19 protein-coding genes and 1 other annotated feature are annotated in these 22,797 nt (G+C 47.3%); of the genes, 6 read left to right on the top strand and 13 right to left on the bottom strand.

What is annotated here, in order from left to right; translation table 11 throughout:
• Positions 1 to 15: 15 nt before the first annotated feature.
• Positions 16 to 807, top strand: coding sequence for an SDR family NAD(P)-dependent oxidoreductase (locus SB752_RS05955; RefSeq protein ID WP_410714778.1), 792 nt, complete (start codon positions 16 to 18; stop codon positions 805 to 807).
• Positions 808 to 878: 71 nt separating this feature from the next.
• Positions 879 to 1,143, top strand: a binding site (T-box leader).
• Between the two features lie 68 nt (positions 1,144 to 1,211).
• A complete protein-coding gene (gene trpS / locus SB752_RS05950) occupies positions 1,212 to 2,198 on the top strand; it encodes a tryptophan--tRNA ligase (RefSeq protein WP_410714777.1) in 987 nt (328 codons plus the stop codon).
• Positions 2,199 to 2,265: 67 nt separating this feature from the next.
• Here the strand turns inward: trpS and SB752_RS05945 are convergent, their stop codons facing one another.
• The 11 genes from SB752_RS05945 to SB752_RS05895 form a co-directional block, all read right to left on the bottom strand.
• Positions 2,266 to 3,750 carry a sodium:solute symporter family protein gene (locus tag SB752_RS05945; RefSeq protein ID WP_410714776.1) on the bottom strand — a complete coding sequence of 495 codons (1,485 nt, stop codon included), beginning with the start codon at positions 3,748 to 3,750 and terminating at the stop codon, positions 2,266 to 2,268.
• Entirely contained in the window at positions 3,747 to 3,950 is a 204-nt protein-coding gene (locus SB752_RS05940; RefSeq protein WP_212964221.1) for a DUF3311 domain-containing protein, read from the bottom strand. The genes SB752_RS05945 and SB752_RS05940 overlap by 4 nt, the downstream gene beginning before the upstream one ends.
• A gap of 126 nt (positions 3,951 to 4,076) precedes the next feature.
• Positions 4,077 to 5,279 (bottom strand): Zn-dependent hydrolase, encoded by a 1,203-nt coding sequence (locus SB752_RS05935; protein ID WP_410714775.1) that lies wholly within the window; start codon positions 5,277 to 5,279, stop codon positions 4,077 to 4,079.
• Between the two features lie 6 nt (positions 5,280 to 5,285).
• The gene (locus SB752_RS05930; protein ID WP_410714774.1) at positions 5,286 to 6,647 is read right to left on the bottom strand and encodes an MmgE/PrpD family protein; all 1,362 of its coding nucleotides are present in this window, start codon (positions 6,645 to 6,647) and stop codon (positions 5,286 to 5,288) included.
• A complete protein-coding gene (locus SB752_RS05925; protein ID WP_410714773.1) occupies positions 6,644 to 8,032 on the bottom strand; it encodes a hydantoin-5-propionate amidohydrolase in 1,389 nt (462 codons plus the stop codon). The genes SB752_RS05930 and SB752_RS05925 overlap by 4 nt, the downstream gene beginning before the upstream one ends.
• A 19-nt stretch (positions 8,033 to 8,051) precedes the next feature.
• On the bottom strand, positions 8,052 to 8,783 hold the full coding sequence (locus SB752_RS05920) for an IclR family transcriptional regulator (RefSeq protein ID WP_410714772.1): 732 nt from the start codon (positions 8,781 to 8,783) through the stop codon (positions 8,052 to 8,054).
• A gap of 487 nt (positions 8,784 to 9,270) precedes the next feature.
• The gene (locus SB752_RS05915) at positions 9,271 to 9,951 is read right to left on the bottom strand and encodes a queuosine precursor transporter (RefSeq protein ID WP_410714771.1); all 681 of its coding nucleotides are present in this window, start codon (positions 9,949 to 9,951) and stop codon (positions 9,271 to 9,273) included.
• A 245-nt stretch (positions 9,952 to 10,196) separates the two neighbouring features.
• A complete protein-coding gene (locus SB752_RS05910; protein WP_410714770.1) occupies positions 10,197 to 10,685 on the bottom strand; it encodes a ferritin-like domain-containing protein in 489 nt (162 codons plus the stop codon).
• Between the two features lie 126 nt (positions 10,686 to 10,811).
• Positions 10,812 to 12,221: a Na+/H+ antiporter NhaC family protein gene (locus SB752_RS05905; RefSeq protein WP_410714769.1), complete on the bottom strand. Its 1,410-nt coding sequence runs from the start codon at positions 12,219 to 12,221 to the stop codon at positions 10,812 to 10,814.
• A gap of 39 nt (positions 12,222 to 12,260) precedes the next feature.
• On the bottom strand, positions 12,261 to 13,370 hold the full coding sequence (locus SB752_RS05900; protein WP_410714768.1) for an alanine dehydrogenase: 1,110 nt from the start codon (positions 13,368 to 13,370) through the stop codon (positions 12,261 to 12,263).
• Positions 13,371 to 13,606: 236 nt separating this feature from the next.
• Positions 13,607 to 15,001, bottom strand: coding sequence for a sigma-54 interaction domain-containing protein (locus SB752_RS05895; RefSeq protein WP_410714767.1), 1,395 nt, complete (start codon positions 14,999 to 15,001; stop codon positions 13,607 to 13,609).
• Between the two features lie 548 nt (positions 15,002 to 15,549).
• Here SB752_RS05895 and SB752_RS05890 point away from each other — a divergent pair.
• From SB752_RS05890 to SB752_RS05880, 3 genes are all read left to right on the top strand, one after another.
• Positions 15,550 to 16,086, top strand: a complete 537-nt coding sequence (locus SB752_RS05890) for a sigma-70 family RNA polymerase sigma factor (RefSeq protein ID WP_410714766.1) — start codon at positions 15,550 to 15,552, stop codon at positions 16,084 to 16,086.
• Entirely contained in the window at positions 16,083 to 17,651 is a 1,569-nt protein-coding gene (locus SB752_RS05885) for a DUF4179 domain-containing protein (protein ID WP_410714765.1), read from the top strand. Before SB752_RS05890 ends, SB752_RS05885 begins: the two co-directional genes overlap by 4 nt.
• Positions 17,652 to 17,801: 150 nt before the next feature.
• On the top strand, positions 17,802 to 18,749 hold the full coding sequence (locus tag SB752_RS05880) for an ABC transporter substrate-binding protein (protein WP_410714764.1): 948 nt from the start codon (positions 17,802 to 17,804) through the stop codon (positions 18,747 to 18,749).
• A gap of 111 nt (positions 18,750 to 18,860) precedes the next feature.
• Here SB752_RS05880 and SB752_RS05875 read toward each other — a convergent pair whose 3' ends face one another.
• Together SB752_RS05875 and SB752_RS05870 are read right to left on the bottom strand one after the other, a co-directional pair.
• Complete coding sequence (locus SB752_RS05875; RefSeq protein ID WP_410714763.1) at positions 18,861 to 20,252, bottom strand: competence protein CoiA; 1,392 nt, start codon at positions 20,250 to 20,252, stop codon at positions 18,861 to 18,863.
• A gap of 112 nt (positions 20,253 to 20,364) precedes the next feature.
• Positions 20,365 to 21,657 carry an NCS2 family permease gene (locus tag SB752_RS05870; RefSeq protein WP_410714762.1) on the bottom strand — a complete coding sequence of 431 codons (1,293 nt, stop codon included), beginning with the start codon at positions 21,655 to 21,657 and terminating at the stop codon, positions 20,365 to 20,367.
• A 149-nt stretch (positions 21,658 to 21,806) separates the two neighbouring features.
• Between SB752_RS05870 and SB752_RS05865 the strand changes: the two genes are divergently transcribed.
• Complete coding sequence (locus SB752_RS05865; protein WP_410714761.1) at positions 21,807 to 22,676, top strand: LysR family transcriptional regulator; 870 nt, start codon at positions 21,807 to 21,809, stop codon at positions 22,674 to 22,676.
• Positions 22,677 to 22,797 lie beyond the last annotated feature (121 nt).

Raw genomic sequence — 22,797 nt, 5'->3', positions numbered from 1 at the left:
AAGGAGACGAGTGTTATGGATATGGGATTGCGGAACAAAACAGCTTTGGTAACTGGATCGACCAGAGGTATAGGGAAAGCAATTGCTACCGAGCTTGCCAGAGAAGGTGTCAACGTCCTCGTAAATGGACGTAACCCTGAAGAGGTAGAACGAACCGTACAGGAATTGAAGTCTGAATTCCCGGCTACTTCTCCTCAAAATGCGACAGCCGATATTGTAAATAGACAGCAAAGAGAAGCTTTATTTGAGAAATATCCGCACGTCGATATTCTCGTTAATAGCATGGGCATCTATGAAATCATGTCCTATGAGGACGTTGACGATGAGGTGTGGGAAAAATATTTCCAAACAAATGTCCTTGCCGCCAATGGATTGTGCAAATTTTATTTACCCAAGATGCTGGATAAAAATTTTGGACGAATCATCTTTATCGCAAGTGAAGAAGCGATTATGCCTTCAGGGCAAATGCCGCAGTATTGTATGACCAAAACGATGCTATTATCTCTGGCAAAAAGCTTGTCGAAACGAACGATCGGAACGGAAGTCACCTCCAATACCATCCTTCCAGGACCGACGCTTTCCGAAAACGTATATCAAATCATCGATAGCCTCTTTCCTGATGATATGGCTTTTTCGGAAAAAGAGAAAAAATTTATGGCGGCAAACCTGCCCCAATCCGAAATTCAGCGGTTTATCAAGCCATTTGAAATTGGCAGGCTGGCAGCATTCATATGCAGCCCTTATGCATCCGCATTTAAAGGCTCTCCAATCCGTATGGACGGTGGCATGGTCCCTACTATTTTTTAAGTAATGGTATTGCGACTCCCTCTTGCTTTTTTGCCCGACACTCGGTAAAATGTTTGCTCAAAGGGTATCATTTTATGGCAATGAGGAAGAAGAGTAGTCATTTTACGAAACTCCAGAGAGCTGATGGATGGTGCAAATCAGTGTTTGCGGAAATGATGAATGGGCTTCCGAGCTCCAAACCGAACCCGCTTAGCTTGGCGGCAGTAGGCCTTGGCGTGAACGTCCACACGTTACAACGGACTCCGTATGATATGTACGGATCAAAGAGATTTTACGAACGGGATTATTCCCTGTGTAAAATAACAAGGGTGGCACCACGGTTCATTCGTCCCTGTCCAGGGCGGATGGACCTTTTTGTATTTTCCGAAAAACTTTATTTCTGTACTGAAAGGAGCAACAAACCAATGAAAACGATCTTTTCCGGTATTCAACCCAGCGGTATTTTGACTCTGGGCAACTACCTGGGCGCAATGAAGCACTTCGTTCCGCTCCAGGATGAGTTCAACTGCTTCTACTGCATCGTCGATCAGCATGCGATTACGGTGCCACAGGAGCCTGCCGTTCTGCGCGAAAATATTCGCCGCCTCGCTGCCTTGTACCTGGCTGTCGGCCTCGATCCGAACAAGGTTACACTGTTCATCCAATCCGAGGTTCCTGCTCATGCCAAGCTCGGCTGGATCATGCTGTGTACCTCCTATTTGGGCGAGCTGGAGCGCATGACCCAGTTCAAAGACAAATCCGACGGACGCGGTGAATCCATCCCGGGCGGTCTGCTCGCCTACCCGCCACTGATGGCAGCGGATATCCTGCTGTACGGTACTGACTTCGTTCCGGTCGGAGAGGATCAGAAGCAGCATCTTGAGCTGACCCGTGATCTTGCTACTCGCTTCAACAACCGTTACGGCGACATTTTCACCATTCCAGAGGTTCGTCTACCAGAAACAGGGGCACGGATCATGTCTCTTGCTGAAGGCACGAAAAAAATGAGCAAGTCCGATCCGAATCAGGGCGGCTTCATCTCCATGCTGGATGATGCAGACACGATCACGAAAAAAATCAAACGGGCGCAAACCGATTCCGACAGCACCGTTCGTTATGACAAGGTTGAAAAGCCTGCTGTCTCTAACCTGATGACGATCTACTCCTTGTGCTCTGGCAAAACAATCGAGGAAGTCGAAGCCATGTACGAGGGCAAAGGCTACGGCGCGTTTAAAACCGAGCTGGCTGAGGTTGTCGTCGAGACACTCCGTCCGATCCAGGAGCGCTATGAACAGCTATTTGGCTCCTCCGAGCTGGACGATATCTTGAGTGCAGGTGCGGAAAAAGCAAATCAAGCGGCAAATCAAATGCTGCATAAAGTTGAAAAAGCGATGGGTATGGCACGCTTGTAAGCTGCAAAAAAAAAACGGGCCGGGGATTTTTGCTCCCAGCCCGTTTTTTTTAACTTTGGCGAATCCTTTACTTCATCGTTTCCGAAACCTGTGTCAGTCGCTCTGCGTCAGCAGCCTTTTTCGTTACAAAGCTTACTGCCACCATCACGAAAATGTTAACGACAAGAGCAAAGACGCCATTGTTCAAATCTTGAATCCATTGTGGCATGCCAGCAAACAGCATTGCCATCGTCGTCTTCGTGAAGGTCATGTACACCACAATCCCTACTCCGAAGAAAATCCCGAGAAATGCGCCTTGCTTGGTGACAAAATTGCGCTTCATCAGACTGCAATACAAAGCGGGTGCCAGCTGCGTAACCAGACTGAAGGAAGTGAGATAGAGCGTAGCCAATGTGTTGTTCTCACCGAGAGCCATCAATGTACATACCAGAGACAGCGCAATCACAAAGATTTTTGCTACCATCGCCGAGTTCTTTCCTTCTGCCTTCGGGAACATGTAACCGTATACATTCTTCGTTAGCATCGTCGCTGCTGACATGAGCATCATCGAGCCTGGTACAAGTGTAGCTAGCAAGCCCGTTGCCCCAATAATACCGACAAACCACGGATCAAAGGACTTCATGGACAGCTTCAGCAGTGCATAGTCGCCGTCCGCTCCCTGCAAACCGGGAACTTGTACAATCGCGGTAAAACCAACAAAGTAAACAAACAAAATCATAATCGCGTAAAGCGGAAGCAGAATCGCATTCGTGCGGAACGAGCGTGCACTTTTTGCCGCAAAAATCGTGGGTGCATTGTGTGGCCACATGAAGTAACCGAACGCACTGATCGCTACCGTAGAAATAAACCAGGAGAGACTCATTCCTTTATCAGGCAATGTCAGGAAGCCTTCCTTGGCTACATTCACGGCTTCAAACATGTGCTGGAAGCTGCCGTGGTAATGCAGTGGCAAATAGACGCCGAGGAACAGGATGACAAAGAAAATTAGAATGTCTTTGACGATCGAGGTCCAGGCAGAACCGTGAATACCGGAAATCATCACGTATACGACCAAAGCAATCATCCCGAACCAAATCGCAACCGTCGGAGAGATCGCTCCATAGGAGGTAGCGGACACCAGAATCCCCATCGACTTAAACAAGAGAACGATGTAAGGAACGAGAGCCACAACACCGACGATGGTGATGAATACGCCTAAAATCGGACTGTTGTATTTGGAGGCAAAAAACTCGGACTGAGAGACCAGATTATGCTTTTTCGCATAGCGCCAAACCGGGGGCAACAGCCAGTAAGACGTAATTGCACCCAAGGTCGTGAAGGCGATCAAATAAAAGCCGACAGCCCCTTTGGAGTACGCCAGACCACTCGTACCAAGCAAGGTGAAGATTGAATAAGTTTCACCCGCAAGCAGCAGGAAGACAAACATACTGCCAAAGCCCCGGCCGCCAATTGCCCACTGCTCCATATCCATATCTTTTCCTCTTCGGGCCATGATGCCCAAAAACAGACTGAGCAAAAGTACGCCGAAAATGATGATCATTGCACTATTCATTCGGTTTCCTCCTCTTGCTTGTTAATCGGATCTAGTTTGAAAATAATACCCATGATGACCGATGACATGATGGTCCAGAAAAAGAACCAGAACAGCAAGAAGGGAAGTCCAAACACATATGGTTCCACCCTGTTGACGAATCCCGTTCCTACCAGGATCGCCAGGAAAGGGATGATGCCCAGCAGATAGTATCCTTTCATCGATAAAGCCCCCTTTTCGTAGCTGTAGACAGGTTCTCTGGCCGGGAGCACATAGCTAGCTTGGCTTGTGTCTTTTTGTAAAACGCCCGGCCAGTCCCCTATTTCAAAAGGTGTCGCTGTTTCTACCTATACCTGTCTATATTTTTCGATCAATAGCTGCAATGTTTCCAGCATCACATTTGCCCCTGCCTCGATATCTTCCCACGAGGTATACTCGTCAGGATGATGACTCACGCCGTCCTTGCTCGGAACGAAGATCATCCCGACATCGGCCAAGGCTGTCATAGAGTTGGCGTCGTGGTTTGCCCCGCTAAACATATACTGATACGATCTGCCTTGCTTTTGGCAAGCTTCGTCGATACATGCTTGAATCGAGGCTGGCAACGACATCGGATGCTTTTCGACTGCAACAGAAATGCTTGCATCGATATTGGCATTTGCCCACGAGCGAATCTGTTCCTCGATCGCTTTCATCTCTTCCCAGCTGCTGCCGCGGATTTCAACCATCAGATCAGCTTGTCCTGGAACGACATTGGCCAGATTCGGTGAGATCGATATTTCGCCAACGGTTGCGACGATATCGCTGTTTGCCGCGACCGCCAAGCGATTTACTTCCTGGATGAGTCTCGAAGCATCGAGCAGCGCGTCCTGGCGCAGATGCATCGGTGTGGTACCCGAGTGGCTGGCACGTCCTGCCACCGCTACCACTAATCTCAGGATTCCCGCAATTGCCGTCACGATGCCGATTTGCTTTTGATTCGTCTCCAAAAGCGCCCCCTGCTCGATGTGAAGCTCCAGATAGCAATGGTAATCGTCTTTGCTCCGTTTGACCGACTGTACGTCTTCCCATGTAAAATCGTGCTGGCGGAGCTTGTTTTCGAAATCTTCAGACCTCTTTACCAACCCTGCTATTGCCCGGCTGCCAAATGTACCGCCTAGCAAATTCGCTTCTTCTCCAACAAAGGCGGTAAGCTCCAACGGAACCTCTGGCAAAAGACCTGCTTCCTTCAACGTCTCCAGACATTCCAGACCAACAATGACGCCCAAGGCTCCATCGTACAAGCCGCCGTTTGGTACCGTGTCGAGGTGGGAGCCAAATGCAATCGCGGGCTTATCAGCCTCTCCCCATCTGCCAGTCACATTTCCCAAGCGGTCCTGGCTTACCGTCAAAGAAAGAGCTTTCATTTTTTCCTGCAGCAAGTCCAGTGCCTGCTTTTCCTCCGGGGAGTAAGCCAGGCGGGTATATCCTTCACTCCCCGCATTGGCCACTGCTCCCACTTCGAGCAGATTCTTTTTCAAACGTTCCAAATTGATTCTTGTTGTCTTCATCTGTCTTCATCCCTTCGCAGACTGGCGATTCATACTCTCCAGCCACTCGCCGACCTCACCGGCTTTTGGCAAAAGAAGCGCCTCTTCCACCATCTGACTGGATGTTCGCTCATCCCACTGTGCGAGCATGCTGGCGAACTTTTCTCTCAGCTCACGAGCTGGAAACGGCTGATCATATCCACCGGATGCTGCATCTACATAAGAACTGTGCTCCGCTCCGTTGCGGGTTGTAATCGTGACTCTTGCCGCACGTTTGGCTGGCAACAACGCCGTCATCGCCTCATCCTCTGTGACCTTGATGCGCTTCGCCAGCTCACGCACTGATGCATCGTGAAACAGCTCCCCAGAGAAACAGTCATAGAGCGAATGACCGTGGACTAATGCCGATAGCAAAAACGGAATCGAAAACTTGGCAGCAAGCGCATTGTCCGGGTCTGGATGATCCAGTCTGGCAGCCAAACCGTACGTTTCTACATGGAGCGACTCGATCTGCGAAGCATCCAGCTTCTGTTCCTCCAAAAGCGGGAGCAGCGCATCGATTGCCGAATGAGAAAACCTGCAAGACGGATACAGCTTAAAATAGTTTTTGCTAAGCAGTGGTGGTGCCCATAGCTCCTGGTGGAACAGTTCGTAATTGATTCCTTTGGACAGGATGCTTCCCCAGAGATGATCGACTACATGTGTGCTGCTCGCAAAGCCTGCGGACTGGAACGTCCATGCTTGCAGAGCCAGAAAGCTGCCTACCCCTGTGTACAGGTTGCGGACAGTCATTCCTGTCACTGCCGCTTCCCACGAGGTAGCGATCGGGAGGGAGGCAGCCAGCAATGCCGCCTCCGTGATCTCTTTTTTCCCTTTCTTTTGCAAAAGCCCAGCAACAACAGCGCCGCCGACAATTCCCCATGTTCCGTGCGGGTGCATGTCGTCATTCATATTGCTCGCATACGCCAGCCGGGATGCTACCTCATACCCGATCACAAAGGCGCGGATCATTTCCGCTCCAGTTGCCTTTTGCGCAAGTGCCGTGATCAGAGCAGGAGCCAGCATATGCGCTGCCGGATGGCCTTTGGCGAACTGGTTTCCTTCGTCCAGCTCGTTGCTCACAATAGCCGTACCGTACAGCATCGCTGCTTGTTCTTTGGTCGTGTACAAGCCTGTTCCCAAAAGTGGAATTGCGTTTACCTCATCTTGTGTATCAACGCCTACCTCCAGGAGATAGCCTTTTAATTCAGATGTTTGAAAGCCCAAGCTTGCTGCAAACAATGTATCTGCGATCATCCATGTAGCACGCTGGGCAGTATCAGCCGGAATATCTGCCAGTTGCTTGTCGAGCAGCACATCTAGCATGTCTGTAAATCGCGTGATGCTCAAAGCTTGCGCCCCCCAACAGCCGCTCCTTTGTACGCAGAACCAGGGACAAAGGAACCGAAGCCTGGTTCTACTGTCACCTGTTCGCCGTCATAAACAGTCGTTCCGCGAACAATAGTGGAAATGACTTTGCCTTTCACTTGCTGCCCATGGAATGGTGACATTTTGGAGAACGAACGGAATTTTGTCTCATCCACTACCCATGTTTGTTCAGGATCAATCACGGCGAAATCTGCATCGTAGCCTACCGCAATTTTTCCCTTTCCCGGGATTTGGAATACTTCTGCGGGGTGCTGCGCCATCACTTTGGCGAATTGCACTGGAGTCATCTTGCCTTTTGCTACTGTGCTGTCAAACATGAGCGGCGTCATGATCTCTACTCCTGGCATCCCAGAGGACGCTTTGAAAATGTTGTCATTACCCGGGTTCTTGTGCTCTGGTCCCCACGGCGCATGGTCGGAGGAAATTAGCTCGATATTTCCCGCTTCGAGATGCTTCCACAAGCCAGCTACCTCATCCGGCTGTCTCAGCGGCGGGTTGTTTTTCGCTTTTGGACCGAATTTATCCAGTGCATCCACGTCCAGCAGCAAATATGGATAGCAGGTCTCGCTTGTTACTTGGACGCCTTGTGCCTTGAATGCATTGATCAAATCAATCGTGCGTGGGTGGCTGACATGAACGATATGCAGCTTTACGCCTGTCCAGTAAGCGAATTCCATCAGCTTGAGTACCGCACTCGTTTCTGTTACAGGCGGGCGAGTCTCGTTGTGTGCTTTTGGATACACCTTGTTCTCGCGTTTGTACTGATCGATCATGTCTACGATAATTTCGTCATTTTCCGAGTGGAAAGCAGCGCGAAGTCCTGTTTCCTTGATCAGCTCCATCGCTTTGAGAATCTCTGGATCGGGAATTCTCGGAAAACGATAAGCGTCGGTTTCAAAGGTAGACATTTTAAAAGCGACCGCTCCCGCTTCTGCCAAAGGAACGATTTGATCCGTTCCACCTGTCTTGGCAATCGTTCCCCATAAGCACATATCAACCACAGCTTCCTCTTCCAGCTGTTTTACCTTTTTTTCAAAGATTTCTACATTTGCAATCGGATTTGGCAGGTCGTAGGGCATGTCCAGAAAAGTCGTGATGCCTCCTGCTGCCGCTGACATGCTTGTTGGAATGATCCCTTCGTTCGGGTTGCTAAAGCAGTGAACGTGAACATCAATCGTTCCTGGAAATACGTAAGCGTTTGCGAAATCCAGTACCTTATCACCTTCGAGCTTTGCATCAGCCGGTTGGATGGTCGCAATCTTGCCATCCTTTACCCCGATTTGTCCCTGTACTACCTCATCTTCCGCAACAATTTTTCCACGCACAACCAAATCGTATTTTTCCATCCTAATCTCCCACCTATCTTTACAGATAGCGCTGAATCGCCTGGGCTGCAGATTTGAGATGGGCAACCAGTTCTCCCTCGTCCTTTTCCAGCATCCGCTCTCGCGGTCCTGCGATACTCAAAGATGCGATTACTTGTTGATTCGAATCGAGGATCGGTACCCCATAAGAGACTACCCCTTCATCGATCTCTCCGTCTGAAAAGGCATAGCCTTTATCGCGGATGGTAACCAAATCTTCCTTTAAGGCCGCCTTGTCCGTGATGGTGAACTCCGTATGCTTGCGAACATATCCCCCGGCAAACAAGCCGTCTACTACCTCTTCGCCCAGAAAAGCGAGCAGTGCCTTTGACGATGCTCCCCCATATAAGGGGACGATTTGTCCTTGCTCAGAAGAAACCTTGATCGGTTGATGGGAGGATACCGTTTCGAGACAAACAGCCTGCAGATTAGAGTGTACCAGCAAAATCGTGGTTTCCTCCGTGTCCTTAGTCAGCTGTCTCATAACGGGTTGAGCGATAGCAGTTATATTGATGTCCAGTCGGACGATTTTGGCGAGCTTTAAAAGACGGTAGCCGAGGCTGTAATAGCCGTTGGCCGATTCCATAACATAGCCTTTTTCTTTGAGCAGTCGTAGGTGACGATAGACAGAGCTTTGGGGTTGACCCAGCTTTTCTGCAATCTGTGGAACGTTCAACGCTCTTGTGTCGAAATCGAATAAATCCAAAATGTCTAATGTTTTCTCAGCACTCATCTGTTTCATGTTCCTTCTTTCGTAAGTGATATCCCTCCTAACAGATTAGCATACGATGGCTTCTCGTTCCATTATCAATATTTGATAATTGATTATCATTTATTAAATTTTATGTTTTTACTATAGCGCAGGTCTCTGGGAAAACACAACTCATTTTTTCATTTGCCAGAAAAATAAATCGGGAGGGGGGACGCGGAAGCGCCATTTTAAAGCGTGTTCGTCGTGTTCGACGGGGCTGTTGGGGAGGAGAGGAAACAGGAGAAAAGGCTCCAGATTCTTGGGAACGCTAAAAGCGTGTTTCGCTTTTTCCACTGTGCCTCGGATGCGTCCCAAAGATCTTCGCTTTTCTCTTGTTTCCTCTCACCAGCCATCTGCGTCTACTTGGCTGGTGTTGAAAGCGTCGCTATGCTGGGTTTGGGAACGTGAAAGGCAAAATAAAAAAACCGCCATCGCTTTTCGGCTTTGGCGGTTGCTTTTATTGATATTATTAATCCTCTGGCACCTTCATGCCGCGGGCGATGTATAGGACAGGGGTCGAGGCTGCTGATACAACGAATTTGATTAAATACGTAGTTAGCAGGATTTGCCACCATACCTCCATCGGGTAGACGCCTAAAAAGGCGATCGTGCAGAAGGTAAAGGAATCTAGCAATTGGCTGAATAAGGTGCTTCCGTTGTTGCGAATCCATAGTTGGTTTGGCTTTGGACATTTTTTCTTCAGCCAGGAGTAGATTTTAACGTCCACAAATTGGCTGAGCAGGTACGCACACAGGCTGCCCAAAGCGAGTCTCGGCATCAAGCCAAACAGCATTTCCATTGGTTCCTGCGCGATATCTGTCTCAACAGGATCAAAAAGTAAAACCAGCTGCATGATGATCGTCGTGGCGATCAGTGTGAAAAAGCCGAACCAGACGGCTTTTTTGGCTGCCTTCTCCCCGTACTTCTCGTTGAGCAGGTCGCTGACCAAATAAATAGACGCGTAAATGGTGTTGCCCAGCGTCATGACGAGTCCAAACATTTCAATGGTTTTGACCACCTGAATATTGGCGAGCACGGTGGCCATTCCGATCCATGCATAGAGTCCCATTCTACCAAACAGGCGATAGCAAAGTAGAAAGAGTCCAAAGTTGACGATCGCAAATACGACGCCCAAGGTAAGATTAAACATAATAGTAGTGCCTCCTAGTTTTGATAACGCGGGAAGATTTCGAACCGCGGCCCTTTGGGCATTTCATCATTTTACTTTTTTTCGTGTGGTTTCGCAATGGGGAGGCGGGCTATAGTGGAAACGAGGAAAAAGGAGAAAAAGCTCCAGATTCTTGGAACCCCTGCTGGATGTATGGACTGCACTGCATACAAAAAAGCCTGTCGCAGCAACGCCAGACAGGCACATTCAAGCGAGGCCTTCCCCGCTCATTTATTCTTCGCATACAGCCAGTTGTAGTAGCTCGCATGCTTCATTTCGTCGGTCATGATTTCAAAGATAGTATCCCGAAATTGCACGGGGATGTATTTGTAAATCACTCTGTATTTTTCAAATGCTTTCAGCTCGCCCATGAGCGCTTTTTCGATGCCCTCCAAATAGCTGGCTGGCCTTTGAAATGGTTCTTCCTGGCCGGAGATGCTGGGGCGTTGACCGGTTAGCTGTGTGTAGATTTGACGAAACAAGCTGCGGTGCTTTCGCTCATCGTCCCGTATGCTCGTAATGACTTGCTTTTCTTGTTCCGTAGGCGCGACACTGATCAAGTAGTCATAGAATAGCTCATCGTGGCGCTCATCTTCAATCGCTTCTTGAATGAGCCGAAGAACAATCTGCATCCGCTCATCATGCTGTTCCTGCGCGACAGGTAGGTAGGGATTATAAGATGCGTAAGAGTAGGGTCCATACCAATAACCGTTCATAAGTATGGTCACGCTCCTTTCCTAGTCATTACTGACAGGATATTCACCTACCTGGCAAATAGAGCATGGTCCCCCTATCTACATTCCTTCCTACTCAAACAGAGCGTGAAGTCCTATGCTTTCCTCTTATACAAATACCAGCCCAATCACCAAATAGAAAATAGCGGCAATCCCCGCTACTGTGAGCGTGTAAGGCAGCTGTGTTTTTACATGGTCGATATGATCGGAAGCCGCTCCGGTGGAAGCAAGAACGGTTGTATCTGACAACGGCGAACAGTGGTCCCCAAAGACTCCACCACCAGCCACTGCCCCAATCGTCGCCAATACGAGCAAGGATACTTCCCCGCCGGAAAATGTAAAGGCAAGTGGTGCGGCAAGCGGCATGACAATCGCAAACGTCCCCCATGAAGTTCCGGTTGCGAACGAAATGACCGCACACATGAGAAAAACGAGAAATGGTAGCAGATTTGGTGTCAACCACGACTCTGTCACGGAAATGATATATTGAGCTGTCCCCAAGTCTTTGCTTAATTGGTTAAGCGAGAAGGCGAAAGCCAAAACAAGAATAGCCGGCAAAACACCCTTCATCCCAGCGGTAGCCGTCTTCATGATATCGTTGAACGGAATTCCCTGGAAGCGCATGATGATCCCAAGAATGACCGCTGCGGCTAAAAATGCTTCCATCGTTTTCGCAGACTTCATCGTAATGAAGGTTCCTACCGCGATACATACCACTACAATGACCGGCAAGAAAAAGTTTAAAAATACATTCGTTCTAACCCCTTCATAAGGAGGGGTATCCGTTAATTCAGAGCCCATCAGCGGGTCTGCCCCATCACGCAGCACTTTTCCTTCTTCTAGCGCTCGTTTCTCCGCTCGCTTCATTGGTCCAAATTCCGGGATGACCTTCATCGCCAGCAAACCTACAAATAAGACGGAGAGAATAGCGTAAAAATTGAATGGTATCGTTTTCAAAAAGACAGACATAGCTTCCGCTTCGGTCGCTATTGTACCGATCCCAATCAAAAGCCCCGTAAAGTAAGCAGCCCAGCCTGTAATTGGTACAAGAACGCTAACCGGAGCCGAAGTAGAATCCGCGATATACGCCAGCTTCTCCCGTGAAATTCGCGCCTTATCGGACAGATTGCGCATGGTCGAACCAACGAACAGCGGGCTGAAATAATCGCTGAAAAAGACGACCATCCCAAGAAGCCATGCGACAACTTGCGTGCGAACCCGGGTAAAATTTTTGCGCTCCAGCATGAGCGTTACATTTTGAATAGCGCCCGTTCGCTGAAAGAATGCAATGACAACACCGATGAACAGCTCCAACAGCAATAAACCAGAGAAGCTGGTTGTGCCCAGAGCGTTTTTCATGAGAGTGGGAAACCCCATTAACCCTTGCCCAGACAGCAATATTCCAATGAAACAGGCAACTGCAAGAGAAAACACTGTATTTCTAGTAAAAAACGCTAAAATGACTGAAATCGTGGCGGGAACCAATGAGATGATTCCCAGGTTTACAGCTGTTTCCATTCACTCACTTACCTCCTTTTTGATCTGCCGTTTTCAAACTTACCTGACACCAATACCAAGGACTTCTTCGGCTGAAGTATGCTCTCTCTTCTGAATCAACGATGTTTCTTCATGCGTCAGTATTCCTTTGTACGTAGTCAACCCTCTACGCAAATACGGGTTTCGTCTAGCCGCTTCTTCCGGACCGTGCTCTGCAATCGACTGAATATGGGAAAAGACAGATGCAGCATAGGCAATGGATGTCGTGTGAGGTGCGGCACCAGGAATATTGTCCACACCGAAGTGAATGACGTCATCCACCACATAAGTAGGTTGATCATAGGTAGTCGGACGATAGGTTTCGATGGCTCCCCCTACATCGGCACTAATGTCTACGATTACTGATTTTTTTCGCATCAGCTTGAGCATCTCGCGGGTAATCAAATGATCGCTGCGATGCTTCGGCCATTTCACACAATTCAACACCAGATCAACATGAGGCAACACCTTTCTGATATTGCTCTGACTGGAAAACATGGTGTCTACTCCTTTTGGCAATACATATTGCGTTTCGCGCAGCACACCGATATTGACGTCCATCATGGTTACGTGCGCACCCAGAGAAGACAGAACGCCCGCCGCACTTCTACCCACGATGCCTCCCCCGATTACCAAAGCCGAAATCCCTGGGACTCCGCCAATTCCGCAAACCAGCTTGCCCATTCCGCCATTGACGCTTAATAAGTAATGAGCACCCCATAGCGCCCCCAGCTTACCCGCCACTTCTGCGTTTGGCGAACCGAATTGATGCGTATCCTCAGCAGTAAAAGCGATGACTTCTTTGCTTAAGAGTACTTCAACTTCTTCCCGATTGGCTGCGGGATGTATGCATGTAAAGATGATTTGATCCTTTCGAAGCAAGTCATACTCTTCAGGCATGATTTCCTTCACTTTGACAATCATTTCAGCCTCCGCATAGATCTCTTCCATACCAGACTTGATGGTTGCACCCGCGTTGGCGTATTCCTCATCTGCAAAACCGGCAATTTCGCCTGTACCTGTTCCAATTAATACGGTATGACCGTTCTTCGTCAGTTCAGATACTTCTGTAGGGGTCAGCACTACCCTCGCTTCACCCAGTTTTAGTTCTTTGAATGTACCAATAATCATTTCGTCTGCCTCCTAACATGTTGGATGATGACATTGGACAATAAAAGCAAATATCGTACCATCCAGCAATTGGAAAAAGGCAGAATTTTTCATCAATCTATGCCGTTATTCCTCGTTTATCTTCTTGATAAGGGGGACCCCCAATCCTCTTTTGTTATTTTTTCGGCACAGAATGTTATTTTTTCGGCACCTTTTACCTAAAAAAAGACCGACGTTGTTAACTTGTCGGCATTAACCTACTTTAACCGGTACAACTTAAGCTTGTTTTGCAAGGTTTGGCGGGGAATTTGCAAAATAGTGGCTGCCTGCGATACATTTCCTTTTGTTTTCTCGATGGCATGTGCAATGAATTGTTTTTCTACCTTTTCGATCGCCTGTTTGAGCGGTCCCACTTCAAATACCTCTACATCACTATCGTCCCATAGGTGGCGTGTAATCTTCTCCACATCCGAAAGGGTAAGCGTCTCTTCCTCGTCGTCCACTTGATTAACAACGAACTCCACAACGTGCTCAAACTCTCTGACGTTCCCCGGCCACGTATAGGCCATCAAGAAATCGTAAGCTTCCTTGGACACATGGCGAATCCTTTTTCCATGCTCATGATTATACTTGTTAATAAAATAGAGAAGCAGCAGCTTAATATCGTCTTTCCGCTCTCGCAGCGGCAATAAGTCAAAGGGCATGACGCAAAGCCGATAGAACAAATCCATTCTCAGCAAGCCTTCCTTCACACAAACCCGCGGATGTTTGTTCGCCGCTGCAATAATCCGCACATCGACCTTGCGCACATGCTTGTCTCCCAACCTTCGAATCAATCCGTCTTGCAGGACTCGCAGGAGCTTCGACTGTAGCGCAATCGGCATTGAATTCAACTCATCTAAAAAAATCGTTCCTCCATCTGCCAGTTCAAATAACCCCGGATTATCCTCCGCACCAGTAAAGCTCCCTTTTTTTGTTCCAAACAAAATACTCTCCATTAAACTTTCCGGAATTGCGGCACAATTTTGGGCAATAAACGGCTTGTCTGCACGATTGCTGGCATTATGCAAGGCGTGCGCGAACATTTCCTTTCCGGTTCCCGTCTCTCCGTAAATGAATACGGGTAAAGTACCACGTGCCGTTTTCTCTGCCAGCTTTTTCAGCTCGATCATCTTTTTATTCGTGGTAATGATATCGTCCAATGTGTATCTCGCACGCTCAGGTTCTACCGTTCCCTTTGAACGTTTATCTGGTATGAACAGCTTGGCGTCCATTTCGATCAGATTTTCCAGCAGCCCTTCTTGCTTGCTAATATCTTTGGAAAGCTCTATCGCCCCAATTATTTTCCCATGCGACTTAATTGGCAGGGTCACATTGGTTGTTTCAATCTGCTGCCCTTTAAAATCAATGATTTCCTGGCTCTTGCGAAAAATGGGTTGACCGTTTTTCATCGCTTTATACAGTGTGCTGTTCTTCTCATTGAGCATCGGAAACGCAGAAAAAAGATTCGTCCCTACAATTTCATCTGATTCCTCAATTTCTGAGACAAAGCGAGGATTAAATTTCACGGTAAACAAAATCGTTCCCGATGTATCGATAATCGTAATCCCGTCTATGTACTTCAATTCTTCCAGCAGATTCTCTTTGTGCAAAGCTACCCCTCCGTTTCTTGCTGTGCAATGAACGTAATTGTAACTATAGCATAAAGCTCGCCTGTTACTCTTTTGTTCCTATCATGTCATTAACAACCCGGCTGAACCACCAATCGGCTATGAAATTGCTCAAAATACAGCGACAAATACGGTATATGTAGCTTCGCTCCCGCAAGACAGCGTGTTTGACCCTGCAACAGACCTCGGTAAAAAGTTCAAATCCGTTGCCCTGTCTTTGAATGAAGTAAAACAAGCATTTGTTCTGGTTAAACGCTAATTTCAACAAGACATAAAAATGCGAACACCCCTTGCAAGCCAACGAGCGCGAGGGGTGTTCGTTTGTTTTCTTTTTGTAAAATCCGCAACGCGTACTTGAATCGTCATCTCGTGAATCATATACTCCCTCTTCCCCTATCCGTTTTCCTCTTTCCACTGTAGCATAATTGATAGTTATAGAAAAATTTGTAAAACATCTTCAGACTTCCTTCAACCAAATCTCATTTATCCTACTCTAATGATATAGAAAGCAAAAAAGGTGGTCATGAAAGGTGGAAGCAAATTTCGCGCAAGATATCGAGCGTGCCATCGCAGGAGAAAAAGAGGCGTTTGTGCGTCTGATCAAGAGCATGGAACAGCCACTATACAGAGTATCACGCTCCATTTTAAAAACAGACAATGAGTGTCTCGATGCCGTACAGGAAGCTGTCATGAATGCCTTTCATTCCATCCACACGCTGCGTGAGCCTCGCTTTTTCAAAACCTGGCTTATTCGGATTTTGATGAATGCCTGCTACCGTATGGCTCGCGAGAAAAACAAGGTTGTTCTGCTTTCGTTACCGGAGACTGCCGAAACGACGAATCAGTTTGAAGCCCATGTGGAATTGCAGCAAGCATTGAAGTCGTTGGACGAAGAGCTGCGTATGCTCATTCACCTCCACTATTTCGAAGGCTTCACAGTCAAAGAGATGGCTGAGATTTTGCAAACAGCCGAAGGAACACTCAAATCTCGACTGGTAAAAGCAAGAGCGTTGCTTGCAAAATGGTACGCGCCGGCGGATGAGCAAAGGGGGCTGCATCAACGATGAAGGATCGTGTAGATCAAAAAATGGATCAATGGCTGAAGGAAGAAGCCGCAAACAGAAACGAGAGTATACCAGAGGGGTTCCATGCAGGATTCCTCCAAATGCTCGACAGCCTACCTGACCGAAGCGAAACGCCTACTTTCCAAAAGCGAGCAACCATCAGTAAAAAAGTGCTGGTATATGCCACTGCCGCCATACTCATCATCGGCTTTATCACGGGAACTACCGTCTCGCCTGCGTTTGCCGATTGGGTCAAGTCGTTCTTCACCCGCCCAGAGCTGGACAAAGGCTTGCAGACAGCCGCTCAACAAGGCTTTTCCCAGCTTCAGCATGCATCCGTAACCGAACAGGGGATCACGTTTACAGTCAAGGAAGTGATGGCTGATTCCAAGCGCTTGATTTTAACCTACAGCCTGGAAGCAGAAGATGGAACAGCGCTGGACCCTGGTACGATCTTTGAACGGGTCTATTTGGAGCCACTTCTGGAACCATTTTATTACACGAAGGACGGAAACAACTTCTATATAACCACAGACGACGGGAAAATCATTTCACAAACAATGGCATTCAAGCTACCCTCTGGAAGAATTGCAAAACAGAGCATTCGTAGGGTGCTGACACACGACGATTTGGCGGATATTGTATTTGATCTAAAAGATCATGCGTCTGCCAAGCAGCTTTTCGTCAACATTACGGTGAAAAAAGTAAATGGGGTTGAGGGCACCTGGTCGCTGAAAGTACCAGTCAATCTCGAAAAAAGCATGGCTACTACCAAACGTTTGCCCATCGACGCAGCATATACAACGCCGTCCGGGTTAACTATTCAATTGAATGACATTACCTTTTCGCCGACGGTAACTACGCTCGCGCTTCAATCAGTGTGGACAGCCGAAAAAAGGCGAGAGCTGGAAGCGAATCATCCTGAATTTTTTCATGACTATGCCAAAAAATGGTTTAACCAACGCTGGTTGCATTACGATGTGGTGGATGAGTCAGGAAAAGTGGTTTTGAGCACTACTCTCCCCCCTAAAGAAAAGGGAAATGGGATATTGATCGAAGACCATGATGATCCGGGACTTAGTCAGTCGTCCAGAGGAAGCTTGTCGATTGTTTCACAGTCCTATCCCCCCATAAACAGCAAGAAGAAGCTAACCTTTGTGTTGAAAGGAATCGCCCAGTATGAAAGCACGAACCTGGATTGGAAAATAAACCTGAAGGACCTGGAAAAAGAGCATGAGACATTTACATACAAGGGCTTTCGTGCAACGATTACAGGTATCCACTACGGTGAAAACAGCAGCATCCTAGAGCTAGAAGAAGAGACCACACTTATAGGAGCAAATTTTGATATTCTCGACGAGTCCGGACGTATCTTATCTACCCCGAACGAGGACTTACGAGGCGAATGGGATGAGATTGATCCTGAGACGAGAAAACGGCGACTGAAGCTGAAAATTCCTGTACAAGGACTAACAAAAGAGATGAATTCCATTACGTTGAGATTTACGAGCATCGTGACGTTTGATCCGAATGTAAACTGGCAAGTCCCCCTCCCTATTAAACCTTAAAAAGAAAACCATACCCACTATTTAGGTCATCTCTCGTATCAAGAGATGGCCTTTTCTCTATGACGCCAAAAAGCGTTGACGAGTTTGAGTGAAAATGATAATCTTTATCATTATATTAAGCTATCTTATTTACATACTGGAGGAATCATCTTGAGACATTCTTTGCTAGTTTTTTTTAGCATATTGCTCTTTTCGTTCTCGCTTGCCGCATGTGGAGCCTCTGGGTCACCATCGGGATCGACCCCAACTGGCAACACCGTAGCTACTCATACATACAAGCATGCCTTGGGAGAAACTGAAATTCCTGTCAAGCCAGAAAAAGTTGTGACTCTGCAATACGCCAGTCAAATGCTGATGGTTGGTCTGAAGCCAATCGGTGCAGCAAGTCACTTGCTTGAAAATGCTGGACCTGATTTTCAAGGTATCGAAGACGTTGGGGCTCCTGATGCCATCAATTACGAAAAAATAATATCCCTACAGCCAGACTTGATCATCGCGGACGATATTGATCAGGACATTTACGATAAACTGAGCAAAATCGCTCCTACTGTAACTGTCCCGTGGATGGACTACGATATGTTTGGTCACGTGAAAGTGATGGGCGAAATTTTGAACCGCCAACAGGAAGCCGCTGCTTGGCAGACTGCGTTTGATTCCAAACTAAAAGCTGCCAAAGAACAGATCCTCGGTAAAATTGGCGAGGGCAAAACAGTTGCCATCTACCGTATCGATCCGAAGCAGTTTTACGTATACGGTGCACGAAACATGGGCTTTACTTTTTATAAAGCGCTTGGGCTTACTCCACCCCCTGCAATCCAAAAAGAACTCGATAAAGATCCGAACTTCTGGGCGGCCCCGATTTCGATGGAAGTGCTGCCTGATTACACAGCAGACTATGTATTCGTGAGCCTTTTGCCAGGTGAGGAGGCAACGGGACGTTACAACGAGATCAAATCCAGTGCCATCTGGAAGAACCTCACCGCCGTCAAAAACAACCATGTCTACGAGATCAACATGGATACATGGCTTGGCTATACGCCACATGACATCGAGAAGCAATTGCAGGAAGCTGTCCAGCTGATGACCCAGGTACAATAAACCTTTGCGAAAAAACGAGCCTGAAGAGTGACTTCTTTGGCTCGTTTCGTTTTTCCTATAAAATCAAACCTCTTGTATACTACCATCCTTGCTCCCTTTACTATCAACTACCTATAGCAATGGAATCTTTCGGCTCGTTTTACAATCAAACCACCTATTCCTTATATAACAAAGGCGATGAATACGAAAAAATTCTTTAATCTCGGACTCCGTTTTTCCAAATAGCTCAGGACAAAATCGATCAAATCGGACTTCAAATCTACCAAAATACTTTCCTTCAGGTGTAATATACTCATGTTTTGGTGTGATATTTCTGAGAAACCCAAGATATTCGAGTCTGCAAAAATATTCATATATTACCTCATGAATCGTTTTAACCTGTGGGAATTCCATTCTATTATCACGCAAATAATGAGCTAATTCATGCTTCACATACTTTTTCAACACAATCCGGAATGGTCTTTCTGGAAAGCGCACATCATTTTCCAGGATGTGCTTAATAATCAGCTTGGGAATCTGCTTATGCGTTCCGTAACCAGACCGTCTCTGGTAAACTTTATGTATTTCTGTTAAAAATAAAAAGCTTTGCCACAAACGGTGATCAATATCAAACAGATAATCACCCTCAATTTTTTGATTCATCACTGGATGGGATAAATAATCACCAATCCTTGAAATAGCAAATTGTCTTAACGGACTAGAAAGAAATTCTTCACCTCGACGATAAATGAGTTGTTGTAAGTAATGGGATTTTCCTATTTGCTTCGGACGCTTTATTTCACGCGAAGCGAAGCCTCTTCTTGTCGGCTTCCCCTTGCATGTGCAAGACGTATTTACTAAAGTTATGCTTCCCTTATCAGACATACTGTGTTCCTTCAGTGCCCGACGAGTTATCTTTTCACAAGTAAATATGGTTTTTCTATCCCTTTGAGCTGTTACTCTAGTAAGTGTAAACATACACTCGCTTTCTAAGGAATCAAGTAAATACAGCATCTTATTCTGCCGTTGTTGAATCATATCTTGCCATGCAAGCAATCTAAAGCGATGCAAAGCTCTTTCTGTAAAGAGGCTATATCCCAAAATCCACACTTGGGATACGTTTATACTTTCATACCCATCTATCCTTTTTCTTAAAATCCTTTCAGATATAGGTGAGCATTGAAATTCAATACAAAGTCGATGTCCATCCGGAAAAATAGTAATAATATCCGCTCGTTGCCCAATCTCTTCCAAATAATATTCTTGTCTAGTCACATTCGAAGGATAAATCATTTCAATCCACGTTTTTAACAGCTTTTTCCCCATAATGTGCTCTAATGTCTCGGGCTCCGTATAATCACATTGAGTTTTGGCTACGTGAGCAAAATGTGGCTTTACCCGTGAGCCATGACGATAATAAACAGCTCCTTCACATTGCTGACACCGCAACTGTTTTCTCGACCACAAACGTAGAAAATCATCAGAGTACTTTTCAGGTTCAACTATGAAACCATCTACATGCATACATTTATCCACCATTTCACCTCCTATTCCTTCATTCTAGAGTCCTAGATTAAGACAAAAAAATACCCCGAACCGCATGAAGCTCCCACTCATACGGTCTGGGTTAAATTAATTACGTTAAGACTGGCAGCATCAGGTTAAGTAAAAATAGTCCTGCTATCACATACAGCAGTGCCGGCACTTCCCGTCTTTTTCCGAGCGCCAGCTTCAGCAGCGGATACGCCACGAAACCAAAGGCAATTCCATCCACGATACTGTACGACAACGGAATGATCGCGATGATCAAAAAGGCTGGGAACCCTTCCGAGAAGTCCTTCAGATTGATGTTTTGCACGTTTTGCAGCATGAGAGCTCCGATGATGATCAGTACAGGCGCCACCGCTCCGTCCGGAATCATTTTGACAACCGGGATGAGGCCAAGGGATAAGAGAAGCAGTGTTCCCGTTACAAGTGTCGTCAGTCCCGTACGACCTCCTGCGGTAATACCCGCTGCGGTTTCTACTGTGGAAACGGTTGGACTTGTGCCCATAATTCCCGAGATAGCAGCTGACAGGGCATTTGCTTGCAAGGAGCGACGAAACTTTTGCGGCTGACCAAACATGGCAGTATGCCCATGAATCAACCCGATGTTTTCAAACACGATCACCATGGCAAGTGAAAAAGTGGCGATCCAAAACGGCATTGTCCAAATCCCGGAAAAAGACATCCCGGCAAATACATGACTGTATTCCGCAAAAGAAAACGAGCTGCCAGCTCCCGGCTCAACAATCCCTAGCAGAAGCCCAAGCCCGGTTCCTGCTGCAATCCCGATCAAAAAGTTGCCTGGCACACCTCGAACAAACAAGATCAGCGTCAAAATAAGCGTTACCAGCGTCACGATGACATGCGGGCTAGATAAATCCCCCAAGGCCACAATGGTCGAAGGATTCGTTACGATCAGACCACCCTTTTGCAAGCCGATAAACGTCAAAAACAACCCAATCCCCACAGTAATTGCTTCTTTCAGCGAGGAAGGAATCGCATTGGACAAAACCGTCGCCGCCCGGGTAAAGGCGATGACCGTAAAAATCAGACCTGAAACAAAAACAGCAGCCAAGGCCTCTTGCCAGCTCAGGCCCATCGAGTGGCATAGCGTGTAAGTAAACAACGCATTGATTCCCATACCGGGGACTAAAATAATGGGAGCATTCGCCCAAAAGGCCATGAGAAGTGAGCCGATGAATGCGGTCAAAACAGTAGCAAGAATGCCTGCTTCCATCGGAATACCGGCATCCTGTAAAATCGAAGCGTTTACGGCAACAATGTAGACAATGGTGACAAAGCCGATAAAGCCAGCAATGATTTCCCGTTGAAACGTCGTGTCGCAAGCGCGCAGGTGAAATATCTTATCCAGCCACGTACGCACGTATATTCCCTTCTTTCCTTATGCTTGGTTCATGAATTCCTGTGAAAATTATGCTATCATAGCCACATCGATATGAAAAATATCCAGTTAATCTGTCTTTCATATGTTTTTCATATGGATTGTAAAAGGAAGGAAGGAAGGAAGCCTACGTGGATATTCGCCAGCTGCGGTACTTCATTGCAATCGCTGAGGAAGGCCAAATTACAAGTGCCGCCAAACGCCTGAACATCGCCCAGCCCCCATTGAGCCAGCAGCTCAAGCAGATGGAGGACGAATTGGGCGTCATTCTCATGGAGCGCTCTGGAAAACGCATGGAGCTGACTGAGGCAGGACATACCCTGTACCGCCAAGCACTGAATATCGTTCATCAGATGGAGGAAGCTCTCTCAGAAGTAAAAGAAACCGGCGAAGGAATTCGCGGGACCTTGTCCATCGGCGTAAGTGCTTTGTCCGCCTACCGACTCCCCGAACAGATTCGCCTGTTTCAACAAAAATACCCATTGATTACGTACAAAGTATGGAAAGGTGACACCCAGCTGCTGAACCAGTGGCTTGAGCGACGAACCATCGAGGTTGCAATCGTCCGACTGCCCCACTCGCTGAATAACTGCACGATGATTCCGCTGGAGGAGGAGCCGTTCGTCCTGATTGTGCCCGCCAGCTCGCCCTATGCTTCCCACGAGCGTATCCACATGAGCGAAATCGCCCAGCTTCCCCTCATCATGCCAAGTATTCCTGGCCTTGGTATTTATGATCTGATCGTCAAAGAATTCTCGCGACTTGGTGCACCGCCGCATGTCATTTGTGAATGTCCCGATATTTCGCTGATTGTCAGCATGGTAGCAGCCTCCGTCGGCTCCTCGATCGTTCCGCGCTCCGCCTGGGAAAGACACAAAAGTGAACAAATTCGCGGGATCGCGCTGGAAGGAACCTCGATCTACTCCTCTGCAGCTGTCGTCTGGCAATCCGGGCGTCATCTCTCCAAAGCGGCCAAACGCTTTATTGAGACATTTTCGTAAACAGGCGGTTGGTCTTGGCTCCTCGTATCGCACGTATCTGCTTGGCTGCCGCACGTTCTTGCCAGAAGCTCAATTATTCATGCCCTCCACATGGAATAATTTTGGAAATCACGCGGGATTA

Source organism: Brevibacillus sp. SIMBA_040, from assembly GCF_046535075.1.
Classification (GTDB): domain Bacteria; phylum Bacillota; class Bacilli; order Brevibacillales; family Brevibacillaceae; genus Brevibacillus.
This window is presented reverse-complemented; position numbering and strand designations above follow the sequence as displayed.